At 67.1% G+C, this 13,201-nt stretch carries 15 protein-coding genes; 8 read left to right on the top strand and 7 right to left on the bottom strand.

Annotated elements, in window-relative coordinates:
* Window positions 1-33 precede the first annotated feature (33 nt).
* The gene (locus H3H55_RS32190) at window positions 34-654 is read right to left on the bottom strand and encodes a LysE/ArgO family amino acid transporter (protein ID WP_193101957.1); all 621 of its coding nucleotides are present in this window, start codon (window positions 652-654) and stop codon (window positions 34-36) included.
* A gap of 106 nt (window positions 655-760) precedes the next feature.
* Between H3H55_RS32190 and H3H55_RS32185 the strand changes: the two genes are divergently transcribed.
* Window positions 761-1,654, top strand: a complete 894-nt coding sequence (locus H3H55_RS32185) for a LysR family transcriptional regulator ArgP (protein ID WP_193101956.1) — start codon at window positions 761-763, stop codon at window positions 1,652-1,654.
* A gap of 60 nt (window positions 1,655-1,714) precedes the next feature.
* On the opposite strand, the gene fnr is transcribed toward H3H55_RS32185, so the two are convergent.
* The 3 genes from fnr to H3H55_RS32170 form a co-directional block, all read right to left on the bottom strand.
* Window positions 1,715-2,461, bottom strand: coding sequence for a fumarate/nitrate reduction transcriptional regulator Fnr (gene fnr, locus H3H55_RS32180; RefSeq protein ID WP_047902056.1), 747 nt, complete (start codon window positions 2,459-2,461; stop codon window positions 1,715-1,717).
* Between the two features lie 103 nt (window positions 2,462-2,564).
* Window positions 2,565-3,032: a universal stress protein gene (locus H3H55_RS32175; protein ID WP_193101954.1), complete on the bottom strand. Its 468-nt coding sequence runs from the start codon at window positions 3,030-3,032 to the stop codon at window positions 2,565-2,567.
* Between the two features lie 541 nt (window positions 3,033-3,573).
* Window positions 3,574-3,984 (bottom strand): DUF3005 domain-containing protein, encoded by a 411-nt coding sequence (locus H3H55_RS32170; RefSeq protein ID WP_193101953.1) that lies wholly within the window; start codon window positions 3,982-3,984, stop codon window positions 3,574-3,576.
* Window positions 3,985-4,262: 278 nt separating this feature from the next.
* Between H3H55_RS32170 and H3H55_RS32165 the strand changes: the two genes are divergently transcribed.
* Both H3H55_RS32165 and epsC read left to right on the top strand, forming a co-directional pair.
* Entirely contained in the window at window positions 4,263-4,496 is a 234-nt protein-coding gene (locus H3H55_RS32165; protein ID WP_048250603.1) for a hypothetical protein, read from the top strand.
* 152 nt (window positions 4,497-4,648) lie between these two features.
* On the top strand, window positions 4,649-5,569 hold the full coding sequence (gene epsC / locus H3H55_RS32160) for a serine O-acetyltransferase EpsC (RefSeq protein WP_129516158.1): 921 nt from the start codon (window positions 4,649-4,651) through the stop codon (window positions 5,567-5,569).
* A gap of 37 nt (window positions 5,570-5,606) precedes the next feature.
* On the opposite strand, the gene H3H55_RS32155 is transcribed toward epsC, so the two are convergent.
* The 3 genes from H3H55_RS32155 to H3H55_RS32145 all read right to left on the bottom strand — a co-directional run bounded on the left by H3H55_RS32155 (window position 5,607) and on the right by H3H55_RS32145 (window position 8,069).
* A complete protein-coding gene (locus H3H55_RS32155; RefSeq protein ID WP_193101951.1) occupies window positions 5,607-6,410 on the bottom strand; it encodes an SDR family oxidoreductase in 804 nt (267 codons plus the stop codon).
* Window positions 6,410-7,039 (bottom strand): GTP cyclohydrolase I FolE, encoded by a 630-nt coding sequence (folE, locus tag H3H55_RS32150; RefSeq protein ID WP_048250599.1) that lies wholly within the window; start codon window positions 7,037-7,039, stop codon window positions 6,410-6,412. Before folE ends, H3H55_RS32155 begins: the two co-directional genes overlap by 1 nt.
* Window positions 7,040-7,142: 103 nt before the next feature.
* The gene (locus tag H3H55_RS32145) at window positions 7,143-8,069 is read right to left on the bottom strand and encodes a LysR family transcriptional regulator (protein ID WP_193101949.1); all 927 of its coding nucleotides are present in this window, start codon (window positions 8,067-8,069) and stop codon (window positions 7,143-7,145) included.
* Between the two features lie 116 nt (window positions 8,070-8,185).
* Here H3H55_RS32145 and pobA point away from each other — a divergent pair, with 116 nt between their 5' ends.
* The 5 genes from pobA to pcaD all read left to right on the top strand — a co-directional run bounded on the left by pobA (window position 8,186) and on the right by pcaD (window position 13,196).
* A complete protein-coding gene (pobA, locus tag H3H55_RS32140; protein WP_193101947.1) occupies window positions 8,186-9,418 on the top strand; it encodes a 4-hydroxybenzoate 3-monooxygenase in 1,233 nt (410 codons plus the stop codon).
* 143 nt (window positions 9,419-9,561) lie between these two features.
* Window positions 9,562-10,281, top strand: a complete 720-nt coding sequence (locus H3H55_RS32135; RefSeq protein ID WP_048250596.1) for a 3-oxoacid CoA-transferase subunit A — start codon at window positions 9,562-9,564, stop codon at window positions 10,279-10,281.
* Window positions 10,282-10,293: 12 nt separating this feature from the next.
* Complete coding sequence (locus H3H55_RS32130; protein WP_006482308.1) at window positions 10,294-10,950, top strand: CoA transferase subunit B; 657 nt, start codon at window positions 10,294-10,296, stop codon at window positions 10,948-10,950.
* Window positions 10,951-11,037: 87 nt separating this feature from the next.
* On the top strand, window positions 11,038-12,411 hold the full coding sequence (locus H3H55_RS32125) for a 3-carboxy-cis,cis-muconate cycloisomerase (RefSeq protein WP_193101945.1): 1,374 nt from the start codon (window positions 11,038-11,040) through the stop codon (window positions 12,409-12,411).
* On the top strand, window positions 12,411-13,196 hold the full coding sequence (pcaD, locus tag H3H55_RS32120) for a 3-oxoadipate enol-lactonase (RefSeq protein WP_193101943.1): 786 nt from the start codon (window positions 12,411-12,413) through the stop codon (window positions 13,194-13,196). Before H3H55_RS32125 ends, pcaD begins: the two co-directional genes overlap by 1 nt.
* Window positions 13,197-13,201 lie beyond the last annotated feature (5 nt).

Here is a 13,201-nt window from a genome sequence, read left to right as displayed (position 1 = left end):
CGGCAAGCAGCCGCCGGGGCGACGGCGAGCCGGTCAGCGCAACTGCACCGCCGCGAGGAACAACACCATGCTGCCGATCGCGCCGTCCAGCACGCGCCATGCAACGGCCTTGCGGAACCACGGCGCCAGCAGTCGCGCGCCATAACCCAGCGCAAGGAACCACACGACGCTGACCGTCATCGCGCCGATCGCGAACGCGGACCGCGCGCCTTCCGGCTCGCGTGCGCCGGCCGTGCCGATCAGCAGGAACGTGTCGAGATACACGTGCGGGTTGAGCCACGTGAATGCGAGCGTCATCAGCACGACCGCCATGCCGCGCTGCGGCGGCGGCGCGACCGCGTCGCCGCGCACGTCGAGCGTTTCGTGGCCCGGCTTGAGCGCACGGCGCAGCGCGTTGATGCCGAACCACGCGAGATACGCGAGGCCGACATACAGCACCGCATGAACGAAGGTCGGATAGCGTTCGACGAGCGCGGACGCACCGCCGACGCCCGCGCCGATCAGGAGCATGTCCGACAGCGCGCACAGCAGCACGATCTTGCCGACGTGCGAACGCATGATGCCCTGCCGGAGCACGAACGCGTTCTGCGCGCCGATGGTGACGATGAGCGACGCGCACAGGGCGGCGCCGTGAGAGAAAGCAAGCCAGTTCATGATGACAGCGATAGCAGCAGTAGACGGAATAATCGGGTAGCGCTAGTCTGCGGTCAGCATGAAAATAAGAGAAGCTAAATCACCTAATGCAGATTAAGGAAATCTAATGCTCGACTACGCCCTGCTCGATGCGCTCTCGGCGGTGATCCGGTACGGCTCGTTCGAGCGCGCGGCCAAGGAGCTGAACGTCACGCCGTCGGCCGTGTCGCAGCGCGTGAAACTGCTGGAGGAGCGCGTCGGCAGCGTGCTCGTCAAGCGCGGGCAGCCGTGCGTCGCGACCACGTCCGGCGCGCTGCTGTGCCGGCATACCGAACGCGTGCAATTGCTCGAGGCCGAACTGGGCGGCCGGATGCCGGCGCTGCCGGGCTCGATCACGAGCGCATGGCCGATGTTGCGCGTGGCCGTCAACGACGACAGCGTCGCGACGTGGTTTATCGATGCGGTGGGGCCGTTCTGCACGGAGCGCGAGATGCTGCTCGACCTCGTGATCGACGACCAGGACTACACGGCGGCGCGCATTCGCGACGGCAGCGTGCAGGGCGCGGTGACCGCGCAGGCCGAGCCGATTCAGGGCTGCCGCTCGACGCGGCTCGGGCGCATTCGTTATCGCGCGGTGTGCTCGCCGGCGTTTCACGACCGCTATTTCGGCAAGGGCGTCACGCGCGACGCGCTGCGCCGCGCGCCGTGCGTGATGTTCAATCCGAAGGACGGGCTGCAGGCGCGCTTCATCCGGCGCGTGACGCGCGCGGATCTCGATCCGCCGCAACACTGGATACCGCACGTCGCGGGCTATCTGCGCGCATGCGAATCGGGGCTGGGATGGGGAATGTGCCCGGACCGGATGGTCGATCGCCAACTGGCGGCGGGCGAACTGGTCGACATGTCGCCGGGACGAACCACCGACATCGATCTTTACTGGCAGAGCTGGCGCCTGTCGATCGGCTGGCTCGACGATTTCAGCGCGGCGCTCAAGACGCGTGCCGCGCTGTTTCTCGATTGATCGACGGCGCGATGTGGAGGACGCGGGCGGCGCGCGACAGGCGCGCGCCGGGCGGCATCATCAGACTTGATGCAGGCCGTCGAAGTCGACGATCTGGACGTGGCGGCCCTGCATTTCGATCAGGCCGCGCTTCTGGAATTTCGACAGCGTGCGGCTGACCGTTTCGAGCGTCATGCCGAGATAGCTGCCGATGTCTTCGCGCGTCATCCGCAGGTTGAATTCCGACGGCGAGTAACCGCGCTTCAGGTAGCGCGACGATACGTCGAGCAGGAAAGCGGCGACACGTTCTTCGGCATTCAGCGAACCGAGCAGCATCGTTTGCGACGTTTCGCGCACGATCTGTTCGCTCATCAGCTTGTGCATGCGCAACTGCATCGAGCCGGCTTCCGAGCACAGCGTCTTGAGCGCGCTGTACGGAATCACGCAGACGGAGCTGTCTTCCAGCGCGACCGCGGTGCGCGGATGCGTGTCGTCGCAGATGCCGTCGAGGCCGAGCGCTTCGCCCGCGAGATGCAGGCCCGTGACCTGTTCGCGGCCGTCATGGCGCGTCGCGACGGTTTTCAGCGAACCGGAGCGCACCGCGTACAGGTTGTCGAATGCGTCGCCTTCGCGGAACAGCGCTTCGCCGCGCTTGACGGGGCGAGCCGCGCAGATGACCGACTCGAGGCGACTGAGTGCTTCTGGCGCCAGGCCCTGCGGCATGCACAGGTGCCGCATTGCGCACGACGAGCAGTGCGCGGCCTGACGAGGAGCCCAGCTGCCGGCATGAGGCGTGGCGGCGGGACGTGTAGCGACGGGCGTCAGCATGATCGTTTACTCCGGCGTTGAATCGACGGAATCATTGTCCCACCGCAAATTGCCGCTGTCGGGTGACAAAACGTCGCGACCGGGCGCGCATGCCGAGCGCCGTTCAGGCGGCCTGCTCGTCGACGGTGGCGGCCGCCGGAATCAGCAGTACGGGCAGCGTCGCGTGGCGCACGCATTGCTCCGCGATGCTGCCGAGCACGAGACGGCGGAACCCGCGGCGGCCGTGCGTGCCGAGCACCAGCAGATCGGCACCGAATGCCTTCGTGCCTTCGAGGATCAGTGACGACACGTCGTTGAGCGACGTCGCTTCGTTCAGCCGCGTCTCGCCCTTCACGCCTGCTGCCTGCATCAGCTTCGTGAAATCCTTCGCGAGCGCGTCGCCCTGCGCGACGAGTTGATCGCGCAGGATGGACGGATCGTAGCCGGGCACGTTGTAGTAGATCGCGGCGTTCTCGACGACGTAGAACGGTTGCAGTTCGGCGCCGTGTGCTTTCGCGAGCGCCAGCGCGGCATCGAATGCATGGCGGGACGTGTCGCTGCCGTCGACGGCAACCAGAATACGCTTGTACATAGTGTCTCCGAGTGGCGGGTTGAAACGAAGTCGGCCGGATGGCCGATCAGGCTCAGCAATGCTGCGAGGCAGAGTAAACCAATGGCGGGGACTTTGCAGTGCGGTGCCGGTCCTGCCGCGCGGCCGCGGTGCTTCCGGTGCTGCGGAAGCGCAGCCATGAGTGCAGCGCATGCCGCACTGCGCGGCGCTTGGCCAGGTCGCATTCATCGTCTGCGCGATCGCCGCGAGGGACGAATGCGTACGCATCGGAATTGCGCGTTGCACGGGCACACGCATCGCGCGACGCACGCATGCTGGTTCGACACGGCATAACAGCCAGGCTGACGAACCGCACGCATCGTTATTCAATCGCAACCGCGCCGTTTCGACATGACCTCGATCAACGCATGTGCGTGATCGCGATGCGCGGCATGCATCGATCCGCCGATGCCGATGCGCGGAATCGTTCGCTCGAGCACCCGTCGCGCGTGCCGATCCATAACCATCGGCCGTCGACCGACGCCAGTTTGCAAACGAACGATCGATTCAAACGCCGCGCCGGCTATCTCGGCACGGTCGTCAACTCGATCACGCGCTCCGGCTTCCGTCCGTGGCCGGGCCAGTACGCGCTGCCGTACATCCGGTGGACGGGACCGAACTGCTCATCGTCCGCGGGCGTCGGCGCGGCGAAGCCTTTCTCGATCACCACGTAGCCCGCGCGCAGCGCGAACGCCGGATGGTTGCCGCCGGGGCGGCTGTCGAAACCGGCGAAGCCGTCGCCGGCTTCGGGCATCGCATTGACGAGCGACGCGTTGCTGCCCGTGATCTGGTCGGGCGGGATCGGCCCGCCGCCGGCGAGCAGCCACGCCTCGCGGTTCTTGCCGTCGGTGTCGACCGTGCTGTCGTGGGTGTCGTCGTTGTCGAGCTCGACGCTGTGCGGATGCGCAAGACCTGTTTGACCGGATGGTTCCATCACGGCTCTCCTGGCGGCGAAGCGGTCCGGATCGAAGCAAATCCCGTTCCGGGCATGACGGGAAAAGGCGCGCGGGCGATCGCCGCGGTCGCGCGACGCGCACTGATTTGTCATGATTTATTTCAGCTAGAAGACGCGTTTTCTACAGAGTATGATTCTTTTCCTGCGAAGCGGCGACAGGGGATGCGATCTCGCCGCCTCTGCCCGCGCCGGGGCGCCGCAGCACCCTTAAAGACGGGTAGTGAACAACAAAGCAAGGGACTAGAGGTGGCGGACTCATGCAAGCGACTACTGCCTTCACGCACCGCGGTTATCTGTTGAACTGCGCGCCCGCGCGCGCCAGCGACGGTTCGTTCAAGCCCTACGTCGTGATCTCCCGATCGAGCGACGGCGAGCTGGTTGCGAACCGTTTTTTCCCGATCGAGCTCCAGTTCAACGACGAAGACGCCGCGATCGCGCACGCGCGCGACTGGGCCGTGCGCTGGATCGACGCGAGCAGCATCACGATCTGATGCGGCCACCCGCCCGCGGCGTCGGCCGCCCACGGCACCGGCCGCCGGTCGATTTCCGGCGTGCCGCTTCCCGACACAAAACGCGGTAATCTTGCGGAACCCGTCACTTTATTAGCGGCCGTGCGATCGAGCGCGGCTGCATGCATTGGCCTATGTCGACATCACCCGCCCGTCAGTGGGGCCTCGAAGAAATCGTCACCGGATTGCGCGAGTCGCGCGAGGAACTCCATCGCACGCGTCATCCGCGCGGCATCCGCGAACTGCCGTCGCGCGACGCGATCTGCAAGATTGTGACCGGCCTGCGCGCGTCGATGTTTCCGACGCATTACGGCGCGCCGGATCTCACCGACGAAAGCGTCGACTATTACGTCGGCCATACGCTCGAAAGCACGCTGCGCGTGCTGTCCGAACAGATCCGCCGCGCGTTGCCATTCCTGCCCGAGCATGCGGACACGCCGTTCGCCGAGCTTGACGAACGCGCGTTCGAGATCGCGCGCGAATTCGGCCGCCAGTTGCCGGCCGTTCGCGCGCTGCTCGTCAGCGACATCCAGGCCGCGTACGCGGGCGATCCGGCCGCGCAGCACATCACCGAGATCCTGCTGTGCTACCCCGGCGTGCTGGCGATGATGCACCACCGGCTCGCGCACGCGCTGCACCAGCTTGGTGTGCCGCTGCTCGCACGATTCATCAATGAAATCGCCCACTCGGCCACCGGCATCGACATCCACCCCGGCGCGCAGATTGGCCCCAGCTTCTTCATCGACCACGGCACCGGCGTCGTGATTGGCGAGACGGCAATCATCGGCGAACGCGTGCGCCTGTACCAGGCCGTCACGCTCGGCGCGAAGAGCTTCCCGGCCGATGGCGAAGGCACGCTGGTCAAGGGCAACGCACGGCACCCGATCGTCGAGGACGACGTGGTGATCTACGCGGGCGCGACGATTCTCGGCCGCGTGACGATCGGGCGCGGCTCGGTGATCGGCGGCAACGTGTGGCTCACGCACAGCGTGCCGGCCGGCACGAGTGTCGCGCAGGGCAAGGTCCGCGAAGGCGGGAGCGCCGAGAAGCCGTAAAGCCGTGGCGTGGTGCACGGCTGCCACGGCGCGTGTGTCAGTGCTTGCCGGCGGGCGAGCGGTGCTTGTACAGCACGTCCTGGTCGACGCGGATCAGGTTCTGCCCCGCATCGACGACGAAATCCACGCCGTTGTACGCGTTGCCCGTCAGCAGCAGGATCGCGCTCGCGACGTCATCGGGGCCCGCGATGCGCGCGAGCGGTGTCGATGCGCGGCTCGCGTGTTCGAAGTCGGCCTGAGTCTGGTCGTCGCTCGGCAGCATCAGCCCCGGGAATACCGCGTTCACGCGCAGCACGGGCGCGGACGACAGCGCGAGCATCTGCGTGAGGTTGCCGAGCGCGGCCTTCGCGACCGTGTAGCTGAAATGGTCGCGGTGGAAGTTTTCCTTGATCTTCTGGTCGACCACATTCACGACGACACCCTGCGTGCCGGCCGCGCGGGCCCGTTCGTAGAACGCGCGCGTGAGCAGGATCGGCGCGCGGCAGTTGACCGCCCACGCCTGGTCGAACGCTGCGAGGTCGAAGCTCGGGAAATGATCCTGCCAGAACACCGACGCGTTGTTGACGAGCACGTCGAGGCGCCCGAAGCGCGCATAGACCTGGTCGATCAGCGCGGTGATCTGCGCGGCATCCGACAGGTCGGCCTGCAGCGCGATCGACTCGTGCCCGCGTTCGGCGATCGCGCGGGCCGCCGCTTGCGCGGCATCGGCCGAACGGTCGTAGTGCACCGCGGTGCGATAGCCGTGCGCGGCGAAATACTCGGCGAACGCGCGCCCGGCCCGGCGTGCGGCGCCGGTCACGAGCACGACGGGCGCGTGCGCCGTTTGCTTCGTCGACTCCATTACGTATTCGTCAGGTTGACTGAAGAAGGATTGGCGACGATCGACAGGAATTCGCGCCGCGTCGACGGATCGGTGCGGAACGTGCCGAGCATGCGCGACGTGACCATCTCGACGCCCGGCTTGTGTACGCCGCGCGTGGAGATGCATTGGTGCGCGGCTTCGAGGATCACGCCGACGCCCTTCGGTTGCAGCACGTCGAACAGCGTGTCGGCGATCTGCACGGTCATCTTTTCCTGGATCTGCAGGCGCTTCGCGAACGCGTCGACGAGGCGCGCGAGCTTCGAGATGCCGACCACGCGATGGTTCGGCAGATACGCGACGTGCGCGCGGCCGATGATCGGCACCATGTGGTGCTCGCAGTAGCTCTCGAAGCGGATGTCCTTCAGCACGATCATCTCGTCGTAGCCGTCGACTTCGCTGAACGTGCGCGCGAGGATGTCGCGCGGCTCCAGCGCATAACCGGCGAAGAACTGCTCGTAAGCGCGCACGACGCGCGCGGGCGTGTCGAGCAGGCCTTCGCGTGCGGGATCGTCGCCGGCCCAGCGCAACAGCACGCGCACGGCGTCTTCCGCTTCTTCGCGGCTCGGTCGGGACGCGGCCGGCTCGGGCCGCGCGGATTTTTTACCCATGTAGTGGCTCCATCGAAGGCCGCCCGGGGCGGCCGATATCCGGCAATTGTTTCATGCTTTCGCGGGTCGTGCGTGCCAGCGCGAACAGGCCAGTCCCTGGCGTTCACTTCGGCCATTCGTCCTGTTCGTCGTTGAACAGCGACGCGACGACGCCGCGCAGCCATGCGGTGCGCGGATCGTTGTGGTACTTGCGATGCCAGTGCTGCTTAAGGTCGAAGCGCGGCAGCGCGAGCGGCGGTTCGACGGGCACGATGAACGCGTGTTCGGCCGCATACGCATAGCCGATCGCATGCGGCACCGTCGCGATCAGGTCGGTGCGGCTCAGGATGAACGGCAGGCTCATGAAGTGCGGCGTCTCGAGTACCGCGCGGCGCTGCATGCGCTGCTTCGCGAGATATTTCTCGAGCACCTCCTGGCTGCGGCCTTCGGCGCGTACCACCGCATGCCCGCAGGTGAGGAACTGCTCGACCGTAAACGGCGATGCCTGTTCGAACGGATGGCCGCGCCGCATCAGGCAGACGAACCGGTGCGTGAACAACCGTTGCTGGAAGAAGTTGTTGCCGTCGAGGTCGGGGAAGTAGCCGACCGCGAGATCGATCGAACCGGCTTCGAGGCCACGCCCGACTTCGTCGTGCGCGAGCGAGACCGAGCGCAGGTTCGCATGCGGCGCGCGCGTCGCGAACGCTTGCAGCAGCTTCGGCAGGAACACGATCTCGCCGACGTCCGACAGCGCGATCGAGAACGTATGCGTGCTCGCGGCCGGATCGAAGTCGTGCGGCGCGACGAGGCCGCGCTCGATCTGTGCGAGCGCGTCGCGTGCGGCCGGCAGCAGCGCGAGCGCGCGCGGCGTCGGTTCCATCCCGCGCGACGTGCGCACGAACAGCGGATCGCCGAAATACTCGCGCAGGCGGCCGAGCGCCGTGCTCACGCGCGGCTGGCTCACGCCGAGCAGGTCGCCGGCGCGGCTCACGTTGCGCGTGTCGTCGAGCGCGACGAGGTACGGAATGAGGTTCAGATCGAGCGTGTCCATCACCGAGCCAATATCTTAAAAACGTATACAACATATCTCCGGAATCGCGTTGCCGCATAGTCGGGAAAGCGCTCAAATGTGTTCCACGATTCGAATTAATGTTCTGGAGACGAACAATGCGCACCCAAGTCGCGATCATCGGCGCCGGTCCGTCCGGCCTTCTGCTGTCCCATTTGCTGCGCCTGCAAGGCGTCGATTCCATCCTCGTCGAAGCGCGTTCGCGCGAATACTGCGAGAACCGCATCCGCGCCGGCGTGCTGGAGCAGGGCACGGTCGACACGCTGAACGACGCCGGCCTCGGCGACCGGATGCGCCGCGAAGGGCTCGAGCATCACGGCATCGAGCTGCTGTTCTCGGGCCAGCGCCACCGCATCGACCTGTCCGCGCTCACCGGCGGGCGCGCAATCACCGTCTACAGCCAGCATGAAGTCGTGCGCGACCTGATCGCGGCCGGCGTCGAGCATGGCCACGCGATGCACTTCGAAGTCAGCGACGTCGCGCTGCACGACGTCGAAGGCGAGCACCCGTTCGTCACGTTCAAGCACGCGGACGGCCGCGCGGACCGCATCGACTGCGACTACATCGCCGGCTGCGACGGCTTCCACGGCATTGCGCGCCAGACGATCCCGGCCGAGCGGCTGAACACGTTCGAGCGCGTCTATCCGTTCGCGTGGCTCGGCATCCTCGCCGACGCGGCGCCGTCGCTCGACGAGCTCGTGTACGCGCATCACGACAACGGCTTCGCGCTGTTCTCGATGCGCTCGCCGACGGTCACGCGCCTCTATCTGCAGTGCAAGCCCGACGAGGACCTCGCCGAATGGTCCGACACGCGGATCTGGGACGAATTGCACACGCGCTTCTCGAACGACACGGGCTGGACGCCGACCGAGGGCCGGATCACGCAGAAAAGCGTGACGCCGATGCGCAGCTTCGTATCGGAGACGATGCAGCACGGCCGGCTGTTCCTCGCCGGCGACGCCGCGCACATCGTGCCGCCGACCGGCGCGAAGGGGATGAACCTCGCGGTGGCTGACGTCCGCGCGCTGTCCCGCGCGCTCGGCGCGCGTTACCGGACGGGCGACACGACGCCGCTCGATACGTATTCGGCGACCTGCCTCGAACGCGTGTGGCGCGCCGAGCACTTCTCGTACTTCATGACGAACATGCTGCATTCGTCGCCGGAGGATTCGCCGTTCGTCAATCGCCTGAAGTTTGCCGAGCTGAAATACGTGACGCGCTCGCGGGCCGCCGCGCAGTCGCTCGCCGAAAACTACGTCGGGTTGCCGTTCGACGACGCGACGGCCCCCGAGGCAACCCGCCTTGACAACGCGCTGTGCACGACTCTATGATCGGCCCATCGTTCGCTAATCGAATCTAGGTTCGAATAGCGAACAAATACCGGAGTCGAGATCGGCCCCGGCGCGGCACGCGAAACGCGCGTGTCCCCTCGACAGGCCGCGCATCGTGCCGCGGGTTCGTATCAGGAAGAGACATGGTCAACAAGATTTTCGAATCGCTTCAGTCGGCGGTTGCCGACGTCCACGATGGCGCGACAATCATGATCGGCGGCTTCGGCACGGCCGGCATGCCGTCCGAGCTGATCGACGCGCTGATCGAACAGGGCGCGCGCGACCTGACGATCGTCAACAACAACGCGGGCAACGGCGAGACGGGCCTGGCGGCGCTGCTCAAGGCGAAGCAGGTGCGCAAGATCATCTGCTCGTTCCCGCGCCAGAGCGACTCGCAGGTGTTCGACGCGCTGTACCGCGCGGGCGAGATCGAGCTGGAGCTCGTGCCGCAGGGCAACCTCGCGGAGCGCATCCGCGCGGCGGGCGCCGGCATCGGCGGTTTCTTCACGCCGACGGGTTTCGGCACCAAGCTCGCGGAAGGCAAGGAAACGCGCGTGATCGACGGCAAGCAGTACGTGTTCGAAACGCCGATCCACGCCGATTTCGCGCTCGTGAAAGCGTACAAGGGCGATCGCTGGGGCAATCTCGTGTATCGCAAGACCGCGCGCAACTTCGGGCCGATCATGGCCAGCGCCGCGAAGGTCGCGATCGTGCAGGTGTCGGAAGTCGTGCCGCTCGGCGGGCTGAACCCGGAACACATCGTGACGCCGGGCATTTTCGTCCAGCGCATCGTCGAGGTGCCGCAGGCCGCGCACGCGGCCGAGCTGGCCGCCGAACACGCTTCGTCGCACGCCGCGGCTTAAGGAGATATCCAGATGAAACGACTGACCCGCGATGAAATGGCCAAGCGCGTCGCCCAGGACATCCCCGAAGGCGCGTACGTGAACCTCGGCATCGGCGTGCCGACGCTGGTGGCGAACCACCTCGACCCGAGCAAGGAAATCTTCCTGCACAGCGAGAACGGGCTGCTCGGCATGGGCCCCGCGCCCGCGCCCGGCGAGGAAGACGACGAACTGATCAACGCCGGCAAGCAGCACGTGACGCTGCTCACCGGCGGCGCGTATTTCCACCATTCCGATTCGTTCGCGATGATGCGCGGCGGCCACCTCGACTACTGCGTGCTCGGCGCGTTCCAGGTGTCCGCGAACGGCGACCTCGCGAACTGGCATACGGGCGCGCCCGATGCGATTCCGGCCGTCGGCGGCGCGATGGATCTCGCGATCGGCGCGAAGCAGGTGTTCGTGATGATGGAGCACCTGACGAAGCAGGGCGAGAGCAAGATCGTCGCGCAGTGCTCGTATCCGGTCACCGGCGTGCAATGCGTGAGCCGCATCTATACGGATCTCGCCGTGCTCGACGTGACGGCCGACGGCCTTGCGGTGAGCGAGATCTTCACCGACCTGTCGTTCGACGAACTGCAGAAGCTGACCGGCGTGCCGCTGATCGACGCGACGCAAAAGGCCGCTGCCTGAACCGGAGGCGTGCCGGCCGCGCGTTCGTGCGCATGCCGGCACGCTTGGGTAGACAATAGGCGCACGCCGTTTCCCCCATCTGATGCCATGCTCGAAGACAGCGCCCGCCTGACCTCCCTCATCTGCGGCACCGAGCCGCTCAACCGGATCTGGTCGCCCCGCGCGACGATCCAGCGGATGCTCGACGTCGAGGCCGCGCTCGCGCGCGCGCTCGCCGCGCAGCAGGTGATTCCCGCCGCCGCGGTCGCGCCGATCGAACGCGCGTGCGACGCCGGCCGGCTCGACGCCGATGCGCTCGCGCACGGTGCGGCGCTCGGCGGCAATCTCGCGATTCCGCTCGTCAAGCAGCTCACCGCGCAAGTGAAGGCCGACGACCCCGAGGCCGCGAAGTTCGTGCACTGGGGCGCGACGAGCCAGGACATCATCGATACCGCCACCGTGCTGCAGCTGCGCGACACGCTCGACGTGCTCGAGCCGATGCTCGACGAAGCGTGCGCATCGCTCGCGGCGCTTGCGCGCACGCATCGCGCGACGCCGATGATCGGCCGCACCTGGTTGCAGCAGGCGCTGCCGATCACGCTCGGCCTGAAATTCGCCCAATGGCTCGATGCGCTGCTGCGCCATCGCGCGCGGTTCGCCGAATTGCGCGCGCGCGTGCTGGTGCTGCAATTCGGCGGCGCGGCCGGCACGCTCGCCAGCCTGCGCGAGCACGCGAGCGGTGTGACGGCCACGCTCGCGGCCGACCTGCGGCTCGCGGCGCCGGCCGTGCCGTGGCATACGCAGCGCGACCGCATCGCGGAAGCCGCGTCTTGCTTCGGCATGCTGATCGGCACGCTCGGAAAGATCGCGCGCGATGTGTCGCTGCAGATGCAGACCGAAGTCGGCGAGCTCGGCGAACCGGCCGCCGCCGGCAAGGGCGGCTCGTCGACGATGCCGCACAAGCGCAACCCGGTTGGCTGCGCGGCCGTGCTGACCGCGGCCGTGCGCGCGCCGAACCTCGTCGCGACCGTGTTCGCGGGGATGGTCCAGGAGCACGAGCGCGCGCTCGGCGGCTGGCAGGCCGAATGGGAGGCGTTGCCCGACCTCGCGCGCCTGACAGGCGGCGCGCTCGCGCAGATCGCGCAGATCGTCGCGGGCCTCGACGTCAATACCGAACGCCTTGCCGCGAACCTTGACCTGACGCACGGGCTGATCCTCGGCGAAGCCGTGATGCTCGCGCTCGGCGACCGGATCGGCCGGCTCGATGCGCATCACGTCGTCGAGCACGCGTCGAAGGAAGCCGTGCGCACCGGCGCGACGCTGTTCGACGTGCTCGCTGCCGATGCGACCGTCTCGGCGTACCTGTCGCGCGACGCGCTCGCGCGGCTGCTCGATCCCGCACATTACGTCGGCGAGGCGCAGGCCTATGTCGACGCCGTGCTCGCGCTGCATGCGGGCACGACCCAACCAGGAGAACATTGATGCCTTTCGCCACTGTCAACGGCGTGAAACTGCATTACCGGATCGACCGTGCCACGCGCGACGACGCGCCGTGGCTCGTCTTCTCGAACTCGCTCGGTGCCGACCTGCAGATGTGGGCGCCGCAGATCCGTCCGCTCACGCAGCACTTCAACATCCTGCGCTACGACACGCGCGGCCACGGCCATTCCGATGCGCCGGCCGGTTCGTACACGATCGAGCAGCTCGCCGGCGACGTGATCGGCCTGCTCGATCACGTCGGCATCGCGCGCGCGCATTTCTGCGGGATCTCGATGGGCGGGCTGACCGGCGCCGCGTTGGCCGCGCGCTACCCGTCGCGCATCGTTCGTGCGGTGCTGTCGAACACCGCCGCAAAGATCGGTTCGCCGGAAGTGTGGGCGCCGCGTGCGCAGAAGGCGCGTGCCGAAGGGATGGCCGCGCTCGCCGACGCCGTGCTGCCGCGCTGGTTCACCGACGCGTTCGTCGAACGCGAGCCGCGCATGTTCGACGCGATCCGCGACACCTTCGTGCATACCGACAAGGACGGTTATGCGGCGAACTGCGACGCGCTGAACGCGGCCGACCTGCGCGACGAAGTGAAGGGCATCACGCTGCCGGTGCTCGTCGTGACCGGCGCGAAGGACATGTCGACGCCGCCCGACCAGGGGCGCGCGCTCGCGGCCGCGATTCCCGGTGCGCTTCACATCGAATTCGATGCCGCGCATATTTCGAACATCGAGTGCACCGGCGGCTTCAACCGCGCGCTGCTCGATTTCCTGACCGCGTGAGGCCA

Source organism: Burkholderia sp. Z1 (assembly GCF_014893795.1).
GTDB classification, from domain to species: Bacteria; Pseudomonadota; Gammaproteobacteria; order Burkholderiales; family Burkholderiaceae; genus Burkholderia; species Burkholderia theae.
This window is presented reverse-complemented; position numbering and strand designations above follow the sequence as displayed.